The following is a 19,599-nucleotide window of genomic DNA, read 5'->3' as shown; positions in this document are numbered from 1 at the left end:
ACTCCTGTAATGTGTGGGCGCTAGGCCTGCGGAATGGTCAGCGTCCGATCCAGCGGCGCAACGTCCGACTTCAGTTTATTCACGCGTTTCAGGTCGCTGACGCTGACGCCATAACGGCTGGCAATAGATGTCAAAGTATCACCGCGGGCCACTTTATGCTTTGACGGCTTCTTCACGCGGGGTTTCGCCTTGGCGACCGTGTTGACAGTAGCGGCGGATTTACCCGCCGGTACCTTGAGGCGTTGGCCGACCCACACGCCATCCTTCTTCAGCTTGTTCAGGTCACGCAACGCCGCCATGGTCGTGCCATAGCTGTCGGCAATACCGGAGAGCGTTTCCGCCCGCTTCACTACGTGAATCTGCGTTTTACCGCTAATACGGCTGCTGCCGGCCGAACTGACGACCGGTGCAGGCTGGCTGACGTCTGGTGTTGAGGAGTTAACCGCCGCTGCGACGTCCAGCGGTCGGTTTTCCACCTTTGGGTCGGCTTGTAGCGGATGCGCCAGGAAATAACTACGCAGGCCGTTGTGGATCGCCCTGGCAATTTTTTCCTGATACGCGCTACTGCCGAGCAGCCGCTCCTCCGTGCTATTACTGATAAATCCTGTTTCCACTAGCAATGATGGAATATCCGGCGAACGCAGCACACCAAGGCTGGCGTGTTCCGGACGACGTTTATGCAATGAACCGACGCTCTGCAACTGCTGCAAGACTTTGACCGCCACATCGTAACCTACACGTTGCGAGTGACCGAACTGCAGATCCAGCACCGCCTGGCTCAGGTAAGGATCCGCCTGGCTGTTGGCCAGCAAATCGCCCGCTCCGCCCAGCAATTCCGACTGTTTCTCATGCTGCTCCAGCCAGCCTGCCATTTCACTGTTGGCCCGGCGGTTGGACAGAACCCAAACCGAGGCCCCATTGGCACTGCGGTTTGGCGCGGCATCGGCGTGAATGGAGATCAGCACGTTGGCGCCCTGTTTGCGCGCTACGTCGGAACGTCCCATCACCGAGATGAAGTAGTCACCATTGCGCGTTAAGACCGGTTTGAACTGAGGATCGGCATCCAGTAACGCCTGTAAGCGACGAGCAATAGCAATAGTGACATTCTTCTCTTTCAGGCCGTTCGGGCCGATAGCGCCTGGATCCTGCCCGCCGTGACCGGCGTCAATGGCTACCACCACCCGATCGCCGGAACCTGCGGAGACGCGGCTGCTACGCGGCGTAATTTCCGATGCGGTCCCCGCAACTACGGTTTTCTTGTTGCTGAACGGATTAGAACCGCTTGGTGCTTTACGCACCGGTGCAGGCTCATCAGGCTCACTCACCACGACCGGCGCTTTACGCGTTGGCTGGCTCACGGCGACCGGCGCAGGCACCGATACCGGAGCTTTACGCACTATGTTGGTATTAGCACTGACCTCTGCGGCAATGGTAAACACCACGGTATAGATACTGCCGCTTTGGCGTGTGGCAACCCGGATCTTCGAACGCTGGGTCAGGTCAAACACCAGCCGCACGCTCTGGGCATCTTTCGGCGTACTGGAGCGGATGCTTTTCACCAGGTTTTGACCGCTAAAATTCAGCGGCAGACCACCGACCTTGCCTTTCTGGTTAACATCCAGCACCACGCGGTCCGGGCCATGCAGTGGGAAAAAGGCATAATCCGGCGGGCCGTTGAAACTCACCGAGACGGTGGCTTCGCGTTGGGCATTGGTGACTTTAATATCAGACAGCTTTGATGCGGCCAGCGTACTGGCCGCACCCAAAGGCCCCAATACGGCGATCAGGGCGATTACGAATAGTTTTCTCAACGCATACGTCATTGCGGCGTCATTCCTGTGGCCCGTGAATACGGTCTAAAAGCTGGCTGCCATAGGCAGAAACCGCCTGAATTTTTGCTTCTCGTCCCTGATCCTGATAGCTGAGATGCAGCTCCAGATCCGGCTCCGGCAATACGCCCGTGCCCTGCTGCGGCCATTCCACCAGGCAAATAGCATCCTGCGCAAAATAATCGCGAATGCCCATAAATTCGAGTTCTTCCGGATCGGCCAGGCGGTACAGATCAAAATGGTATACCGCCAGCGGTTGCAGCGCATAAGGCTCTACCAGCGTGTAAGTGGGGCTTTTAACATTGCCCTGATGACCCAATGCCTGCAGGAAACCACGGCTGAAGGTGGTTTTACCGGCACCCAGGTCACCGTAAAGGTAAATTACGCTGGCACGATCGCACGCCTTAGCCAAGACGGCACCCAATGCGACAGTCGCTGCCTCATCCGGCAGAGGTAAAACGAGTTCTTTCATTCGATAGTTTCTATTATGCCAACTCAGGATTAACGTAATAAGGAATTTCCGGCAGTAAGTCGCTTGCCAACATCCCCCTGATTCCTTGTCTTGCCGCCACGCGATCGGCGGCTGCGCCATGCGCCACACATCCAGCACAGGCTGCATCATACAGCGAGAGCTTTTGCCCCAGCAAACCGCCGATGATACCCGACAGAACATCGCCCATTCCGCCGGAGGCCATGCCAGCATTGCCGACGTCGGCGATCGCCATCTGGCCGAACTGGTCGGCAATCAGCGTGCCTGCACCTTTCAGCACGGCTACGCCACCGTATTGCGCCGCCAGATTACGCGCTGCAAGTAAGCGATCACTCTCAATCTCAGCGATACGGCACCCCATCAGGCGTGCCGCCTCCCCAGGATGCGGGGTAATCACTCGATTCTGACGCTTCTCGGGATTTAATGCCAGCAAGTTCAACGCATCCGCGTCCCATAACGCCGGTTTATCACTGGCTTGCAATACTTTCAGCGCATTCCTACCCCATTCGCCCTGGCCCAGCCCCGGCCCCACCACCAGGACATCTGCCCAGTCGAGCGCCTGCTGCAGTGCTTCGTCACTTAAAGGCTGTACCATCAGTTCGGGTCTGGCGGTCAATAACGGCCCCACATGTTCAATGTGAGTAAGTACTCGCACCAATCCAGCACCGCTGCGTAGTGCCGCTTCTGCCGCCATGCGTATCGCCCCGCCAAAACCATGATCGCCGCCAACCACCAACAAACGCCCTTGTTCACCTTTATGCGAGCAGGGACGACGCGGTTTCAGCCACAGAGGCAGGGACTCGGCAGTAAGCCGCTGAATCTGTGCCGGTTGCTTCGCCAACCAACCCGATAATCCTAGCGTACTCTGGTGAAGTTGCCCGACCCAATCACGGGCCTGACCGGTCAACAAGCCCGGTTTGAGGGCAATAAACGTCATGGTGTGCGTAGCGCGGATCGCCACGCCAGGCACAGCACCGCTTTCAGCCAGCAAGCCCGAGGGTATATCGAGTGCGATAACCGGTGCGCAGTTGCGGTTCGTGGCTTCAATCAGCGCATTGTATGGCGCGCGCGGGGCGTTACTCAGCCCGGTTCCAAGCAAGCCGTCGATTATCAGATCAATATCTTCCGGCCAACGACTGTCAGCCGGATGAATTTCACCCCCGGCGGCCAACCAGGCCTGTCGCGCTTCTTCAGCCTCTGGCGGCAGTGCCCGTGTGCCTTCGCAGGCGATCAGACTGACCTTAACGCCGGCCGCCGCTGCCAGTCGGGCGACCACATAACCGTCACCGCCATTGTTGCCATGGCCGCACAGCACCAGCCAGTGGTGAGCCGCCGGGTATTGGTCGCATGCCAGGGTGTAAGCTGCCTCACCGGCACGTTGCATCAGTTGGTAGAGTGAAATGCCTTGCGAGGCAGCGGCGCTGGCTTCAGCCCGCCGGATCCAGTCTGCAGACCAGACAGAGTGTGATAAACTGTCGGAGTATTGTTTTTCACTGTGGCCCGTCATGACTCACCCCCTCGATCTCAATCAACTCGCCCAACATATCAAGCAATGGGGCCAATCGCTAGGATTCCAGCAGGTAGGCATCTGCGACACCGATCTCAGCGCGGAAGAGCCTAAACTGCAGGCCTGGCTGGACAAACAATATCACGGCGAAATGGAGTGGATGGCACGCCACGGTATGCTGCGCGCCCGGCCTCATGAGCTACTGCCCGGCACCCTGCGGGTGATCAGCGTGCGCATGAACTATCTGCCGGCCAAAGCGGCCTTTGCCAGCACGTTGCAGAACCCAGAGTTGGGCTATGTCAGCCGCTATGCGTTGGGACGTGATTATCACAAACTGCTGCGCCAACGGCTGAAAAAGCTCGGCGACCAAATCCAGGCCTACTGCGGCGAACTGAATTTCCGCCCTTTTGTCGACTCCGCGCCGGTGATGGAACGCGCATTGGCCTCCAAGGCCGGGATTGGCTGGGTTGGTAAACACTCACTCATTCTCAATCGCGAAGCCGGTTCCTGGTTCTTTCTTGGCGAACTGCTGATCGATCTGCCCTTGCCGGTAGATAAGCCGCAACAAGAACAATGCGGTCGCTGCGTCGCCTGTATCACCACTTGCCCGACCGGAGCCATCGTCGCACCCTATACCGTGGACGCCCGGCGCTGCATTTCCTATCTCACCATCGAGCTGGAAGGTGCCATTCCTGAAGAATTTCGGCCATTGTTAGGCAACCGTATCTACGGCTGTGATGATTGCCAGCTTATCTGCCCCTGGAACCGCTTCTCGCAGCTCACTGACGAAGATGATTTCAGCCCGCGTGCCGCACTACATGCACCGCAACTGATTGAACTGTTCGATTGGACGGAAGAGAAATTCCTGCGCGTCACTGAAGGTTCTGCCATCCGGCGCATCGGCCATTTGCGTTGGTTGCGTAATATTGCCGTGGCGTTGGGTAATGCTCCCTATCAGGATGCCATAGTGATGGCGCTGCGCTCCCGGCTGGAACAGGACGCAATGCTGGATGAACATATCCACTGGGCGCTGGAACAGCAATTGGGGCGGCGTGAGGAGCAAGGGATAGAAGTACAGACAACGCAGAAAAAACGATTGATACGGGCTGTGGAAAAAGGATTACCGAGGGATGCCTAAAACCTTGCGTTCAGGTCCAATAGTCACTCTGTGGATTTGTGCATAAAAATAAAAATGCTTTGTCTTTCAACTGCAACAAAAAGAGCAAGTGATCGGCATAACGTTTTCCGATAAATAAATATCTTTATAAATCAAATACATAAAGATTTCATTTATGTGGCGTTGATTTTTTGAGCTGAGGGTATTATGTACGCTACCTGTGGATAAGTCTGTTCACAACATTTCGACAGGGTATGTACAACAAGACATGAAGCCGCGCCGGTAAAGGCGTTGGACTGAGTTAAAACGAAGATAAAATTGGAGCGGGAAACGAGACTCGAACTCGCGACCCCGACCTTGGCAAGGTCGTGCTCTACCAACTGAGCTATTCCCGCATTGAGATGCTTTGGGCATCCGGCCATCAAACAACAACATGGCCTTTGAATTTTTTGGAGCGGGAAACGAGACTCGAACTCGCGACCCCGACCTTGGCAAGGTCGTGCTCTACCAACTGAGCTATTCCCGCGTCGCATGGGTACTACTTGTTACTTTTTTATTCATCACGCCACCTAAGCAGCATTGCTGAATTTGGAGCGGGAAACGAGACTCGAACTCGCGACCCCGACCTTGGCAAGGTCGTGCTCTACCAACTGAGCTATTCCCGCCCGGCGTAACGATGTCGGAACTAAACGAAATTCTTCATCGGTACGGGGTGCGCATTATACGAGAAATCCTTTCTGCCGCAAGCCCCTGAAAGCAAAAAAACGCGTTTTTTGTTTGTTTGCCGATTAAAGCGCCAAACTGGTTAATTAAGCGGCGGGATTGGCCACTTGCGGTAATCAGGCCCCCTGTTCAGGGGCCTGGCATCCATTATAGCTGGATGAAATGCTCACGGTAATAGGCCAATTCACCTACTGACTCACGGATATCATCCATAGCCTGATGAGTACCCTGCTTTTTAAAACCGCTTAGGATTTCCGGCTTCCAACGACGCGCCAACTCCTTCAAAGTGCTGACATCCAGATAGCGGTAATGGAAGTAGGCTTCCAGTTCCGGCATATAGCGGAACAGGAAGCGGCGGTCCTGGCCTACACTGTTGCCGCAGATCGGTGATTTGCCCGCCGGTACCCACTGTTGCAAAAAGGCGATAGTGGCCAACTCGGCGGCATGGTCGTCGTACTGACTGGCCTTCACGCGTTCCACTAGCCCGCTGCCGGTATGAGTACGCACGTTCCAGTCATCCATCAAACCAAGCTGTTCATCGGATTGATGTACGGCGATCGTCGGCCCTTCCGCAAGTATGTTCAGATTAGCGTCGGTGACCAGTGTTGCGATCTCGATAATGCGATCGCGTTCAGGATCCAATCCTGTCATCTCCAGATCGATCCAAATCAGGTTATTTTCGTTTCCTGTCATGATATTTCCTGCGTAAAAGCCAAAAGATAAACAAACTATAGGCAAGGCGGCGAGCGACACTGGCTGTTTACCGACGGTAGTAGGCTGCGCGTGGCGGCTAACAACGGTTATTTAATATAAAATAGCGTGTATCATAGTCTTTTTGGTCGCCATGAGCGATAAAGCGGATTCAAGTGAGGCGCAGTGAGCAAGAACAAACTGTCCAAAGGTCAAGAACGCCGCGTGCAAGCGAACCATCAACGTCGCCTGAAGCGCACTGACAATAAACCGGAACTGGATGATTCCCAACTGGGTGAGCCGCAGGACGGCATCGTCATCAGTCGTTTCGGCATGCACGCCGACGTTGAAGCAGCGGATGGCACTCAGCACCGCTGTAATATCCGCCGTACGTTACGTTCGCTGGTGACCGGCGATCGTGTGGTATGGCGCCCTGGTGTCGGCACCCATGCTGGGGTGAAAGGTATTGTAGAGGCCGTGCATGAACGCACTTCCGTACTGAACCGCCCCGATATCTACGACGGCGTGAAGCCCATCGCCGCCAATATCGATCAGATCGTCATCGTTTCCGCGATCCTGCCAGAGCTGTCGCTGAATATGATCGACCGCTATCTGGTGGCCTGTGAAACGCTGGAAGTCGAGCCGCTGATCGTACTGAACAAAATCGACTTGCTGGATGCAGAAGCACGCAAGACCGTCGACGGGATGATGGATATCTACCGCCATATCGGTTACCGGGTGCTGGAAGTCTCCAGCCAGACGCGTGAAGGGATGGAGGCGTTTGAACAGGCGCTGGTCGATCGTATCAGTATCTTTGCCGGCCAGTCCGGGGTGGGCAAATCCAGCCTGCTGAATGCCCTGTTGCCGCCAAGCGATACGCAAATTCTGGTAAATCAGGTTTCCGATGTCTCTGGCCTCGGGCAACATACCACCACCGCTGCGCGGCTGTACCATTTCCAACACGGCGGCGATGTGATCGATTCACCGGGTGTGCGTGAGTTTGGTCTGTGGCATCTGGAGCCGGAACAAGTGACTCAAGCCTATGTCGAATTCCGTGACTATTTGGGCGGTTGCAAATTCCGCGACTGCAGCCACGACACCGACCCAGGCTGCGCCATCCGCGGGGCGATGGAGAAAGGCGATATCGCCAAAGAGCGTTTTGAAAACTACCATCGTATTCTGGAAAGCATGGCCTCCGTGAAGGTTCGCAAGAACTTCACCGACGCCGCAGGCTGATAATACCGGGCGGCGTTGACTATGGCGGAGCCATGGTTACAATGCGCGCCCTTTACCCCGATTCACGAGGTTAATGTGCTGGATAGCATCAAAATTAAATTGCAGTATTGGTTACCCAAGTTGGCGCTGACCCGCCTGGCAGGCTGGGGCGCAGATAAACAAGCCGGCTGGCTGACCCAGCTAGTGGTGAAGGGCTTCGCCCGCTATTACCGCGTGGATATGCAGGAAGCACAAAATCCTGACCTGACCTCTTATGCGACCTTCAACGATTTCTTTGTACGGCCACTGCGTGACGGCGCACGTCCGATCGTCGACGGCCCCCATTGGCTGGCGCTGCCCGCAGATGGCGCGATAAGCCAACTCGGCCCGATCAACGACGACCAAATTTTCCAGGCTAAAGGCCATTACTACAGCCTGGAGGCGCTGCTGGCCGGCAACTACATACTGGCTGAGCCGTTCCGCAACGGTCTGTTCGCCACCACTTACCTGGCACCTCGTGACTATCACCGTGTGCATATGCCGTGTGATGGCGTACTGCGCGAAATGATTTATGTTCCGGGCGACCTGTTTTCTGTCAACCCACTGACCGCAGCCAACGTACCAAACCTGTTTGCCCGCAATGAGCGTGTGATCTGCGTATTCGATACCGCGATCGGACCTATGGCGCAGATCCTGGTGGGTGCCACCATCGTCGGCAGCATCGAAACCGTCTGGGCCGGCACCGTTACACCACCGCGCGAAGGCATTATCAAGCGCTGGACCTACCCGGCAGAAGGCGCTGAAGGCGCTATCGCACTGGAGAAAGGGGCAGAAATGGGCCGCTTCAAGCTTGGCTCGACGGTCATCAACCTGTTTGCCCCAGGCAGCGTGCAGTTTGCCCCGCAATTGAACAACGGCACCGTGACCCGTATGGGCGAAGCCTTCGCAGAAATCCCGGCGACACCTGCCGCCGCTGAAACAACGCAGATCTAAGGGAATTGATACTGTGCGCCTGATTATCACGCTATTGCTCGGTTGTTTACTGTCTCAACCGGTGCTGGCCGCCACGGTGCCTACCGAAACACAGCTCAAACAAGAGTTGAAGCAGGCGGAAGGCAACAAAAACGTGCCTAATCAGGCGGAAACCACTGAGGCGCTGCAAAGCGCCCTCAACTGGTTATCGGAACGCAAAGAGTCGCTGACGCGTGTTGAACAGTATCAGCGGGTGATCGACGATTTTCCAAAGATGACGCAGGAACTGCGCCGTCAATTGGTAATTGAAGACAGTAAGATCCTGCCAAATGGCGATAACCTGCCGGCCAGCGATCTGGAGCAGCAAATTTTGCAAACCAGCAGTCTGTTGCTGGAACAGGCCCGGCTGTTGCAGCAGGAACAGGAGCGCACGCGAGAAATCAGCGACTCCCTCGGTCAGTTGCCACAGCAGCAGACCGATGCTCGCCGAGCGCTGACGGAAGTGCAGCGCCGTCTGCAGGCACAGCCCGCTAACCCGACCACGCCACATGCACAGGCCGCGCTGGCGTTATTACAAACTGAGGCCGCTGCGCGCAAAGCCAAGGTTGATGAACTCGAGCTGGCGCAGCTGTCGGCCAACAATCGTCAGGAACTGGCGCGGATGCGCGCTGAGGTCTACAAAAAGCGCCACGAGAAAGTCGACATTCAGCTGCAGGCGCTGCGCAATAACCTCAATGCCCAGCGGCAACGTGAAGCCGAACTGGCACTGGAAAAAACCGAGCAGTTGGCCGAACAGAACGGCGACCTGCCAAAAAGCATCAGCCAGCAGCTACAGATCAACCGTGAACTTTCCGCCGCGTTGAACAATCAGGCCCAGCGCATGGATCTGATCTCATCCCAACAACGTCGGGCCGCCGCGCAAACGCTGCAGGTGCGCCAGGCATTAAGCACCATCATCGAACAGGCCCAATGGCTTGGCTCCTCGTCCGCACTGGGAGAAACCCTGCGTGCCCAGGTGGCGACACTGCCAGAAATGCCCAAGCCACAGCAGTTGGACGGCGATATGGCTCAGTTGCGCGTACAGCGACTGCAGTTTGAAAGCCAACTGGAGAAACTCCCACAGCGAGAGTTTAAACGCGACGATGGCAGTGAACTGACCAGCGCGGAACGGCGTATCGTCGACGCCCAGTTGCGTACCCAACGCGAACTGCTCAATTCACTGCTTTCCGGCTGCGATACCCAAATCCTCGAGCTGACCAAGCTCAAAGTGGCCAATACCCAGCTAATTGAGGCCCTGAACGAAATCCGGGACGCCACCCACCGTTATCTGTTCTGGGTGCCGGACATTAATCCGATCAACCTGTCCTACCCGATTAACGTGGCGCACGATCTCACTGTGTTGCTGTCACTCGATACGCTGTCGCAACTCGGCGGTGCCTTTATGATGATGGTGACCAGCCAGGAAACGCTAATCCCGATTTTCGGTGCCCTGCTGCTGGTGATTTTCAGCATCAGCTCCCGCAAGCACTACCACGCCTTCCTGACCCGGGCCAGCAGCCGGGTCGGCAAAGTCACCCAGGACGAGTTCTTCCTGACGGTACGCACCGTGTTCTGGTCGATTCTGGTGGCGCTGCCGCTGCCGGTGTTGTGGGCGGCACTCGGTTTTGGCCTGCAAAGTGCCTGGAACTATCCGGTAGCCGAAGCCATCGGCAAGGGCGTCACTGCGACACTGCCGATCTTGTGGGTTTGTATGATCTGCGCCGCCTTTGCTCATCCACAGGGGCTGTTTATCGTGCATTTCCGCTGGCCGGTGAAGCAGGTTTCACGCGCCATGCGTTACTACAAAATGTCGATCTGGCTGATCGTGCCGCTGATCATGGCGCTGATTACCTTCGACAGCCTGAAAGAACGCGAATTTGCCAACACCCTTGGCCGGCTGTGCTTTATCTTGCTGTGTCTGGCATTGGCCCTGGTAACCAACAGCCTGAAACGTGCCGGCATCCCGCTGTATCTGGACAAGAAAGGCTCCGGCGACAACATGGTCAACACCGCGCTGTGGGGGCTGCTGTTGTCGGCACCGGTGCTGGCAGCACTGGCCTCGGCCGTCGGCTACCTGACCACTTCACAGGCGCTGCTGGCGCGTCTGGAAACCTCGGTAGCCATCTGGTTCTTCCTGCTGGTGATTTACCATATTATCCGTCGCTGGATGCTGATCCAGCGCCGCCGTATTGCCTTTGACCGCGCCAAGCAACGCCGCGCCGATATCCTGGCCCAGCGCGCACGTGGGGAAGAAGAAAGCTCACACACGCCTAACAGCACCGAAGGCTCGACGGATCTGGATGATTCGGAAATCGATCTCGATACCATCAGCGCCCAGTCACTGCGGCTGGTACGTTCGATCCTGACCATGATCGCGCTGGTATCGGTGATCGTGCTGTGGTCGGAGATCCATTCCGCCTTCGCCTTCCTGGAAAACATCTCCCTGTGGGACGTAACCTCGACGGTCAACGGGGTGGAAACGGCACACCCGATCACGTTGGGTGCGGTATTGATCGCCATTTTAGTGCTGGTCGTCACCATGCAGTTGGTCCGTAACCTGCCGGCGCTACTGGAACTGGCGGTGTTGCAGCACCTTGATCTGACGCCGGGCACCGGCTATGCCATCACCACCATTACCAAGTACCTGCTGTTGCTATTCGGCGCTATCCTCAGTTTTTCCTGGATCGGCATCGAGTGGTCGAAACTGCAGTGGGTGGTCACCGCGCTCAGCGTGGGGTTGGGCTTCGGCATGCAGGAGATTTTCTCCAACTTCATCTCCGGCTTGATCATTTTGTTCGAAAAGCCGATCCGCATCGGCGATACGGTGACGATCCGCAACCTGACCGGCACCGTCACCAAGATCAACACTCGCGCCACCACTATTTCTGACTGGGATCGCAAAGAGATCATCGTGCCGAACAAGGCGTTCATCACCGAGCAGTTCGTCAACTGGTCGCTGTCGGACAACCTGACCCGTGTGGTGTTGACGGTGCCGGCACCGGGCGATGCCAACAGCGAAGAAGTGACCAAGATCCTTCTCAACGCCGCCGAGCGCTGCTCGCTGGTGCTGGACAACCCGGTGCCGGAGGTCTATCTGGTCGATCTGCAACAGGGCATTCAGATCTTCGAGATGCGTATCTATGCGGCCGAGATGGGCCACCGCATGCCTCTGCGCCACGAGATCCATCAGTTGATTCTGGCCGGTTACCGCGAGCACGGCATTACGCTGCCATACCCACCGTTCCAGGTGCGCAGCGAGACGCTCTCACGCTTGACCAGCAATGGCCGTACGCCGCCGTCTACCCCACCGCCGAACACCAAACGCGAATCGGGCAGTCTGTAGCGCAGAATGCAAAAAGGGTTCGGCTATGGCCGAACCCTTTTTTTATCGCAATGGCGCTGAATTAGCAGCTATGCGCGCCCGACCGGGAAGGCCAGCACCTCACTCAGGCTCTCGGCACCCAGCGCCAGCATCACCAAGCGGTCAACCCCTAACGCCACACCTGAGCATTCAGGCATGCCGTGCTGCAATGCGTCCAGCAGGTTGTTATCAATCGGATGTTGTGGCAAGCCGCGTTCCGCACGTTTGCGGTTGTCCTGGGCAAAACGCTGCCCTTGTTCGCGACTGTCCGTCAGCTCACGGAAGCCATTCGCCAGCTCAATGCCCTTGAAGTAAACCTCGAAACGCTCCGCCACCCGGTGATCCTCGGTACTGATCTCCGCCAACGACGCCTGACTGGCCGGGAAGTGATAAACGAACGCCGGTTTGTCACGACCAATGTGCGGCTCCACGCCAACGGTGAACAGCAACTGCAACAGCGTATCGCGATCTTCTTCTGTATCGGCAATGTTGCTCAGATCCAGCTTGGCCGCCGCTTCACGCAATTGTGCCTTCTCCGCTGACAGCGGATCGATATCCAGATGGCGCAGGAAAGCCTGCTGATAGGACAGGGTTTCCGCACTGTCGCAATCCAGCACCTGCTGCAGCAGATCGTCCACCTCATTCATCAGACGGTACATGTCGTAATGCGGGCGGTACCACTCCAGCATGGTGAATTCCGGGTTGTGGTGACGACCGGCTTCTTCATTACGGAAGCTGCGCCCCATTTGATAGATCGGACCGCTGCCCGCCGCCAGCAAGCGCTTCATGTGGTATTCCGGGCTGGTCATCATGTACAGCGTCAGGCCATCCGCCGCGCCGGGCCCGACGAAACGCGTCTGGAACGGGAACAGGTGGATATCGGTGACCGTCGCCTGGCTCATGGTTGGCGTCTCAACTTCCAATACGCCACGATCGGCGAAGAAACGCCGGATCTCAGTCAGGATCGCTGCGCGCTTCAACAAATTGGCGATGGGTGCACTTGGCTGCCAGCTTGCCGTTTCGCTCATGGTAATTACTCCGAAATCAAACAGGGGATGCAGTCTACTCGTATCCCGGCATGCAAACAAATTCTTAACAGGCCCTGGACTTTTAACCGCGACATTACCTGATAAATAGTTAGTAATAAGGTTAATAAAAGGTGAATAAACGTTAAATCCAGCCTGCGGTAAATTATCCTCCCAACCGGCGGTTAAAAGGCAAAACAATCGATCACATCAAATTTCTTCTACTTAACTTTAGGTATAGTTAATTCCACATTATTGGTGGGAGATATCTATCCTTAGTATTAATGCAACGACAATAAACTCAGTTAGTTAGCACCCGAAGTTTTTTATAAATATTAAGCATAGATATTTAATTTGCCGTTCTTAACAAGAATATTGGAGGAATGCAGTGCAAACCTTTAACGCCGATCTTGCCATTATTGGGGCCGGGGGTGCTGGTTTACGTGCAGCAATAGCCGCAGCGGAAGCCAACCCCCAACTGAAAATCGCGCTAATCTCAAAAGTCTACCCGATGCGCAGCCATACGGTAGCCGCTGAAGGGGGCTCCGCCGCCGTCACTCAGGATCACGATAGCTTCGACTACCACTTCAACGACACCGTTGCCGGTGGCGATTGGCTGTGTGAACAGGACGTGGTCGACCATTTCGTCCACAACTGCCCGCGCGAAATGACCCAGCTTGAACAGTGGGGTTGTCCATGGAGCCGTAAAGAGGACGGGTCAGTCAACGTACGTCGCTTCGGAGGCATGAAGATTGAACGCACCTGGTTCGCCGCCGACAAGACCGGCTTCCACATGCTGCACACCCTGTTCCAGACCTCGCTCAAATACCCGCAAATCCAGCGTTTCGACGAGCACTTCGTGCTGGATATTCTGGTGGATGACGGCCAGGCTCGCGGCCTGGTGGCGATGAACATGATGGAAGGCACCCGCGTGCAGATCCGTGCCAATTCGGTGGTCATGGCTACCGGCGGTGCCGGGCGCGTGTACCGCTACAACACCAACGGCGGTATCGTCACCGGTGATGGCATGGGCATGGCGTTCCACCATGGCGTACCGCTGCGTGATATGGAGTTTGTCCAATATCACCCTACCGGCCTGCCTGGCTCCGGTATCCTGATGACCGAAGGTTGCCGTGGCGAAGGCGGTATTCTGGTCAACAAAGACGGCTATCGCTACCTGCAGGACTACGGCATGGGGCCGGAAACCCCGCTGGGCAAGCCAAAGAACAAATACATGGAACTGGGCCCACGCGACAAGGTGTCGCAGGCTTTCTGGCATGAATGGCGTGCCGGCCGCACCGTTCCTACCCCACGCGGTGACGTGGTTTATCTCGACCTGCGCCACCTGGGTGAGAAGAAACTGCTGGAACGCCTGCCGTTCATCTGTGAACTGGCCAAGGCCTATGTCGGCGTCGATCCGGTGAAAGATCCGATCCCGGTGCGTCCAACTGCGCACTACACCATGGGCGGCATTGAAACCGATCAAAACTGCGAAACCCGTATTAAAGGGCTGTTTGCCGTCGGTGAATGTTCCTCCGTCGGCCTGCATGGTGCTAACCGCCTGGGTTCCAATTCGCTGGCAGAACTGGTGGTATTCGGCCGGGTGGCCGGTGAGCAAGCAGCTCGCCGCGCGCTGGAAAGCAACCCGGCTAACGGCAGTGCCCTGGATGCACAGGGGCGCGACGTCGAAACCCGGTTGAGCAACCTGATGAAACAGGAAGGCAACGAGAACTGGGCAAAAATCCGCGACGAGATGGGCATGTCGATGGAAGAAGGCTGCGGTATTTACCGTACCCCGGAACTGATGCAGAAAACCGTCGATAAACTGGCTGAGCTGAAAGAACGCTTCAAGCGCGTCAAAATTACCGACAACTCCAGCGTGTTCAATACCGATCTGCTGTACACCATCGAGCTGGGTTACGGACTGGACGTGGCCGAATGCATGGCGCATTCCGCTCTCAACCGTAAAGAATCCCGCGGTGCCCACCAGCGTCTGGACGAAGGCTGTACCGAACGTGACGACGTGAATTTTCTCAAGCATACGCTGGCGTTCCATAACCCGAACGGCGCACCACGCCTGGAATACAGCGACGTGAAGATCACCAAACTGCCACCGGCCAAACGTGTATACGGCGCTGAAGCCGAAGCGCAGGATAAAAAGGATAAGGAGCAGGCAAATGGCTGAGATGAACACCCTGAAAATCGAGGTCATGCGCTATAACCCGGAACGCGACTCTGAGCCGCATTTCGAGACTTACGCGGTGCCTTATGATGAGCAAACCTCGTTGCTCGACGCCCTGGGCTACATCAAGGATAACCTGGCCCCCGATCTTTCCTACCGCTGGTCATGCCGTATGGCGATCTGCGGCTCGTGCGGCATGATGGTCAACCGGGTGCCAAAGCTGGCCTGTAAAACTTTCCTGCGCGAGTACACCGGCGGCATGAAGGTAGAAGCGCTGGGCAATTTCCCGATTGAGCGCGATCTGGTGGTCGATATGACCCACTTTATCGAAAGTCTGGAGGCGATTAAGCCTTACATCATCGGCAATAATCGCAAACCGGAAGATGGCCCTAACGTGCAGACTCCGGCGCAAATGGCCAAGTATCACCAGTTTTCTGGCTGCATCAACTGCGGCCTGTGTTATGCCGCTTGCCCGCAGTTCGGCCTGAACCCAGAGTTTATCGGCCCGGCGGCGATCACCCTGGCACACCGCTATAACCTGGATAACCGCGACTACGGCCAGAAACAGCGTATGGCGCAGCTGAACGGTGAAAACGGCGTCTGGAGCTGTACCTTTGTCGGCTACTGCTCTGAAGTTTGTCCGAAGCACGTCGACCCGGCCGCTGCGATTCAGCAGGGCAAGGTGGAAAGTGCCAAAGACTTCATGATCGCCATGCTGAAGCCGCAATAAGGGAGATAAACAGCAATGACAACACAACGTAAGCCCTACGTGCGCACCATGACGCCGACCTGGTGGCAAAAGCTCGGTTTCTACCGTTTCTATATGCTGCGCGAAAGCACCTCGGTGCCAGCAGTCTGGTTCAGTATCGTGCTGATCTACGGCGTCTTTGCGCTTAAAGGCGGGGTAGATAGCTGGGCGGGTTTCGTCGGTTTTCTGCAAAACCCACTGGTGCTGCTGATTAACGTCGTCGCGCTGCTGGCCGCACTGCTGCATACCAAGACCTGGTTCGATTTGGCGCCGAAAGCCGCCAACATTGTGGTTAACAGCGAGAAAATGGGCCCGGGGCCAATAGTGAAAACGCTGTGGGCGGTGACTGTAGTTGCCAGCGTGGTCATTCTGGCCGTGGCCTTGATGTAATCCGGAGGAAACATGATAAATCTTGCACCTAAACGCTCAGACGAACCGGTTTTCTGGGGATTATTTGGCGCCGGCGGAATGTGGGGAGCCATCATCGCCCCCGCCATAGTGCTACTGATCGGCATTCTTCTGCCATTGGGGTTATTCCCAGGCGATGCACTGGGCTATGACCGCGTACTGGCCTTCTGCCAGAGCCTGATTGGCCGCCTGTTCCTGCTGCTGATGATTATCCTGCCGCTATGGTGCGGTCTGCACCGTATCCACCATGCGATGCATGATTTGAAAATCCATGTGCCCGCCGGCAAATGGGTCTTCTACGGTTTGGCTGCCATCCTCAGCGTAGTGACCCTGATCGGCGTAGTCACCCTGTAACCCCCTTCTGGCGGCCACTTCCGTTGGTCGCCTGTTATTATTTCTAAGGGGCTATCAGTTCGATCAAATCGACATACCCTATGGATTTCAAGCTGTAGCTAGGCGCCCAGTTCACTGATCCCCAGGAGCTTACTCAGGTAAGTGACTGGGGTTAGTGACAAATCTGTCGGGAACAGATTTGAACGCTGCTTGCAGCGGCCCCAAAGGGGCAAGACCCACGGATGGGTCTTGTAAGCAGGTAACAACGCTACAGCTTGAAAGACGACGGGTATCAGTGACTGCTGAACTTCAGCCCCAATATGCCGACTACAATCAGGCACAGGCTGAGAATACGCGCGATATTGGTTGATTCGCCCAGTAGCACCATCCCCATAATCGCTGCACCTACCGCACCAATACCGGTCCATACCGCGTAGGCCGTGCCGGCGGGCAGTGTTTTCATCGCATGCGCCAGCAACAGCATACTGACTACCATGGCAGCAATAGTGATAAGGCTGGGGGTCAGGCGGGTAAAGCCGTGGGTGTATTTCAAACCGATAGCCCACACCACTTCAAGCAAACCGGCAATAAGCAGAATAATCCAAGCCATGAAACAGGCTCCATTACTATGGGGTCGTCCCCGAATACAGATGCGTAAACAGGTCGTCCCGTTTAGCGTTGTGATATGCCCGGAGATTATACCTGCAGCCTGGGAGGATAACAGCACAAAGGTGACTGCCAGGAAAGGCTCAGCAGAGAAAGCGGTATCCCACGACGATGCCCTTTTACGGCCGTTCGCGGAATACCGCAGAAATCATCAAGGTGGGTTATTGCGCGCTACGCTGGATGGCCTTACCACCAGCCTGAATATCTTCGCCTACGCCTTGAGTGGTATTGCATGCGGTCAATGAGGCCAAGAACATCAAAGAGAAAATCGCGATAATACTTTTCTTCAGCATATGAAAGCCCTTATTTGTCAGTGATGAAAAAGTACGGTTTTCTAAGCTTAGTAAATATCAGCGAGAGTTGCTGTTTAGAATGGTCTTATTTCGCACTAATACATTAGTGCATCTGATACTTATTAACTGGCCGTACGCGAGATAGCGCCGCCAAGGTGCTGAACGTCTTCACCGAACCCACGGAAAGTATTACATCCGCTAAGGGACATCAGTAGCAACAGGGAGATAACGGCCAACAGAGTTTTCTTCATTATGCAGATTCTGCCAACAATTTGCGGGAAGGGGTAAAACAAAGGAGCCCAACGAGGCCCCTTTGTATTGAAACTTATTTTACGCGTGATACGTATTCGCCAGAGCGGGTGTCAACACGGACAACTTCGCCAATCTGTACGAACAATGGCACTTTAACCACGGCGCCGGTGCTCAGGGTCGCAGGCTTGCCGCCAGTACCGGCAGTATCGCCTTTCAGGCCAGGATCGGTATCAGTGATTTCAGCTTCGATGAAGTTAGGTGGCTGAACAGCGATAGGACGACCGTCCCACAGGGTAACGATACATTCTGCGTTATCTTGCAGCCATTTTGCCGCGTCAGATACGGTTTTCTCTTCAACACCGTGCTGCTCGAAAGTCTCAGGGTGCATGAAGTGGTAGAACTCACCGTCGTTGTACAGGTAGTTCATGTTGGTATCTACAACGTCTGCACCTTCGCAAGAGTCTGTAGATTTAAAGGTTTTCTCTACACGGCTGCCGGTCAGCAGGCGACGCATTTTAACGCGCGCAAACGCCTGGCCCTTGCCCGGCTTAACGAACTCACTGGATTCGATAGCGTAAGGCTCGCCCTCGAACATGATTTTAAGACCCGGACGGAAATCGTTGCTAGAATAAGTCGCCATGATGGCCCCTCTGAATATTTAAACTGGTAGCTTAGCCAAAAAAATGGCACACATTATAACCCAAAATACGGCATATAGAGAAGATTGGTTGCATCAACTCGCCGATGTTATTACCGATCCCGATGAATTACTGCAGCTTTTGTCACTGAATACGCATCCGGAATTGCCACAGGGCCGTGAAGCCCGCCGGCTGTTTGCGCTGCGCGTCCCGCGCTCTTTCGTAGCCCGCATGCAGCCTGGCGATGCCAATGACCCGCTGCTGCGCCAGGTACTGACTGCCAGCGAAGAATTCATCAAAGCGCCTGGCTTCACCACCGATCCGCTTGATGAGCAGCGTAGCGTGGTACCAGGGCTGCTGCATAAATACCGTAATCGTGCTTTGCTGCTGGTTAAGGGCGGCTGTGCGGTCAACTGCCGCTACTGCTTCCGCCGCCATTTTCCGTATCAGGACAACCAGGGCAATAAGGCCAACTGGCGTCAGGCGCTGGATTATATCCGCCAACACCCGGAACTCGATGAGATTATTTTTTCGGGTGGCGATCCGCTGATGGCAAAAGACCATGAGCTGGACTGGCTAATCGGTGAACTGGAAGCCATTGAGCATCTAAAACGCCTGCGTATTCACACCCGCTTGCCGGTGGTGATCCCTGCGCGAATTACACCGGAACTGTGTCAACGGCTGTCGACATCACGCCTGCAGGTCCTGATGGTCACGCACATCAACCATGCCAATGAGATTGACCGCGAACTGCAGGCCAGCATGGCACAACTGCGTCTGGCTGGCGTCACCTTGCTGAATCAAAGCGTGCTGCTGCGCGGTATCAATGACGATGCCGATACGCTGGCGGCACTGAGCAACGCACTGTTTGACGCAGGCATTTTGCCTTACTACATCCACGTACTGGATAAGGTACAGGGGGCTGCACACTTTATGGTCAGTGATGATGAAGCACGCACTATTATGCAGGCGCTGCTGGGCAAGATCTCCGGCTATATGGTGCCACGCCTGACCCGCGAAGTCGGCGGTAAGCCAAGCAAAACCCCTCTCGATCTGCACCTGATGCAGGACTGATCCCCGGTAGATTGCCGATACAAAAAGAGGCATGCCG

General features: G+C 55.8%; 18 protein-coding genes and 3 tRNA genes. 9 read left to right on the top strand and 12 right to left on the bottom strand.

Annotated elements, in window-relative coordinates; genetic code table 11:
- Positions 1-20: 20 nt before the first annotated feature.
- Genes amiB through nnr form a run of 3 tightly spaced genes read right to left on the bottom strand, consistent with a single transcriptional unit; the run spans position 21 to position 3,826 of the window.
- A complete protein-coding gene (amiB, locus tag ACUTQ5_RS20310; RefSeq protein ID WP_445652706.1) occupies positions 21-1,823 on the bottom strand; it encodes an N-acetylmuramoyl-L-alanine amidase AmiB in 1,803 nt (600 codons plus the stop codon).
- 7 nt (positions 1,824-1,830) lie between these two features.
- Positions 1,831-2,301 (bottom strand): tRNA (adenosine(37)-N6)-threonylcarbamoyltransferase complex ATPase subunit type 1 TsaE, encoded by a 471-nt coding sequence (tsaE, locus tag ACUTQ5_RS20305; protein ID WP_012004890.1) that lies wholly within the window; start codon positions 2,299-2,301, stop codon positions 1,831-1,833.
- 13 nt (positions 2,302-2,314) lie between these two features.
- Positions 2,315-3,826 carry a bifunctional ADP-dependent NAD(P)H-hydrate dehydratase/NAD(P)H-hydrate epimerase gene (nnr, locus tag ACUTQ5_RS20300; RefSeq protein ID WP_445652705.1) on the bottom strand — a complete coding sequence of 504 codons (1,512 nt, stop codon included), beginning with the start codon at positions 3,824-3,826 and terminating at the stop codon, positions 2,315-2,317.
- Here nnr and queG point away from each other — a divergent pair.
- Positions 3,825-4,964 (top strand): tRNA epoxyqueuosine(34) reductase QueG, encoded by a 1,140-nt coding sequence (queG, locus tag ACUTQ5_RS20295; RefSeq protein ID WP_445652704.1) that lies wholly within the window; start codon positions 3,825-3,827, stop codon positions 4,962-4,964. The two genes, nnr and queG, sit on opposite strands and share 2 nt — an antisense overlap.
- 298 nt (positions 4,965-5,262) lie before the next feature.
- Here the strand turns inward: queG and ACUTQ5_RS20290 are convergent.
- The 4 genes from ACUTQ5_RS20290 to orn form a co-directional block, all read right to left on the bottom strand.
- Positions 5,263-5,338, bottom strand: a tRNA-Gly gene (locus tag ACUTQ5_RS20290).
- Positions 5,339-5,393: 55 nt separating this feature from the next.
- Positions 5,394-5,469, bottom strand: a tRNA-Gly gene (locus tag ACUTQ5_RS20285).
- A gap of 63 nt (positions 5,470-5,532) precedes the next feature.
- Positions 5,533-5,608, bottom strand: a tRNA-Gly gene (locus tag ACUTQ5_RS20280).
- A 205-nt stretch (positions 5,609-5,813) separates the two neighbouring features.
- On the bottom strand, positions 5,814-6,359 hold the full coding sequence (gene orn, locus ACUTQ5_RS20275) for an oligoribonuclease (RefSeq protein ID WP_445652703.1): 546 nt from the start codon (positions 6,357-6,359) through the stop codon (positions 5,814-5,816).
- A 183-nt stretch (positions 6,360-6,542) separates the two neighbouring features.
- Here orn and rsgA point away from each other — a divergent pair, with 183 nt between their 5' ends.
- The 3 genes from rsgA (at position 6,543) to mscM (ending at position 11,925) form a co-directional block, all read left to right on the top strand.
- Positions 6,543-7,592 carry a small ribosomal subunit biogenesis GTPase RsgA gene (gene rsgA / locus ACUTQ5_RS20270; RefSeq protein ID WP_445652702.1) on the top strand — a complete coding sequence of 350 codons (1,050 nt, stop codon included), beginning with the start codon at positions 6,543-6,545 and terminating at the stop codon, positions 7,590-7,592.
- 75 nt (positions 7,593-7,667) lie between these two features.
- A complete protein-coding gene (gene asd, locus ACUTQ5_RS20265) occupies positions 7,668-8,564 on the top strand; it encodes an archaetidylserine decarboxylase (protein WP_445652719.1) in 897 nt (298 codons plus the stop codon).
- A 13-nt stretch (positions 8,565-8,577) separates the two neighbouring features.
- Positions 8,578-11,925 carry a miniconductance mechanosensitive channel MscM gene (mscM, locus tag ACUTQ5_RS20260; protein ID WP_445652701.1) on the top strand — a complete coding sequence of 1,116 codons (3,348 nt, stop codon included), beginning with the start codon at positions 8,578-8,580 and terminating at the stop codon, positions 11,923-11,925.
- A 68-nt stretch (positions 11,926-11,993) separates the two neighbouring features.
- Here the strand turns inward: mscM and epmA are convergent, their stop codons facing one another.
- Positions 11,994-12,971, bottom strand: a complete 978-nt coding sequence (gene epmA, locus ACUTQ5_RS20255; RefSeq protein ID WP_445652700.1) for an elongation factor P--(R)-beta-lysine ligase — start codon at positions 12,969-12,971, stop codon at positions 11,994-11,996.
- Between the two features lie 385 nt (positions 12,972-13,356).
- On the opposite strand from epmA, the gene frdA reads away from it, so the two are divergent.
- Genes frdA through frdD form a run of 4 tightly spaced genes read left to right on the top strand, consistent with a single transcriptional unit; the run spans position 13,357 to position 16,660 of the window.
- Positions 13,357-15,153, top strand: coding sequence for a fumarate reductase (quinol) flavoprotein subunit (gene frdA / locus ACUTQ5_RS20250; protein WP_445652699.1), 1,797 nt, complete (start codon positions 13,357-13,359; stop codon positions 15,151-15,153).
- Positions 15,146-15,880: a succinate dehydrogenase/fumarate reductase iron-sulfur subunit gene (locus tag ACUTQ5_RS20245; protein WP_445652698.1), complete on the top strand. Its 735-nt coding sequence runs from the start codon at positions 15,146-15,148 to the stop codon at positions 15,878-15,880. Before frdA ends, ACUTQ5_RS20245 begins: the two co-directional genes overlap by 8 nt.
- Positions 15,881-15,895: 15 nt before the next feature.
- Positions 15,896-16,288 carry a fumarate reductase subunit FrdC gene (gene frdC, locus ACUTQ5_RS20240; protein WP_261110230.1) on the top strand — a complete coding sequence of 131 codons (393 nt, stop codon included), beginning with the start codon at positions 15,896-15,898 and terminating at the stop codon, positions 16,286-16,288.
- A gap of 12 nt (positions 16,289-16,300) precedes the next feature.
- Positions 16,301-16,660: a fumarate reductase subunit FrdD gene (gene frdD, locus ACUTQ5_RS20235; RefSeq protein ID WP_445652697.1), complete on the top strand. Its 360-nt coding sequence runs from the start codon at positions 16,301-16,303 to the stop codon at positions 16,658-16,660.
- Positions 16,661-16,931: 271 nt separating this feature from the next.
- Here the strand turns inward: frdD and sugE are convergent, their stop codons facing one another.
- The 4 genes from sugE to efp form a co-directional block, all read right to left on the bottom strand.
- Positions 16,932-17,249: a quaternary ammonium compound efflux SMR transporter SugE gene (sugE, locus tag ACUTQ5_RS20230; RefSeq protein WP_017891350.1), complete on the bottom strand. Its 318-nt coding sequence runs from the start codon at positions 17,247-17,249 to the stop codon at positions 16,932-16,934.
- A gap of 217 nt (positions 17,250-17,466) precedes the next feature.
- Entirely contained in the window at positions 17,467-17,598 is a 132-nt protein-coding gene (locus ACUTQ5_RS20225) for an entericidin A/B family lipoprotein (protein WP_135314814.1), read from the bottom strand.
- 122 nt (positions 17,599-17,720) lie between these two features.
- Positions 17,721-17,849 (bottom strand): entericidin A/B family lipoprotein, encoded by a 129-nt coding sequence (locus ACUTQ5_RS20220; protein WP_012004876.1) that lies wholly within the window; start codon positions 17,847-17,849, stop codon positions 17,721-17,723.
- 74 nt (positions 17,850-17,923) lie between these two features.
- Positions 17,924-18,490: an elongation factor P gene (gene efp / locus ACUTQ5_RS20215; protein ID WP_004952647.1), complete on the bottom strand. Its 567-nt coding sequence runs from the start codon at positions 18,488-18,490 to the stop codon at positions 17,924-17,926.
- A 43-nt stretch (positions 18,491-18,533) separates the two neighbouring features.
- On the opposite strand from efp, the gene epmB reads away from it, so the two are divergent.
- Complete coding sequence (gene epmB / locus ACUTQ5_RS20210) at positions 18,534-19,562, top strand: EF-P beta-lysylation protein EpmB (protein WP_445652696.1); 1,029 nt, start codon at positions 18,534-18,536, stop codon at positions 19,560-19,562.
- The last annotated feature ends 37 nt before the right edge of the window (positions 19,563-19,599 follow it).

The organism is Serratia sp. NA_112.1 (assembly GCF_052691715.1).
Note: the sequence above shows the minus strand (reverse complement) of the source record. Positions and strands in the feature narration are given on the sequence as shown.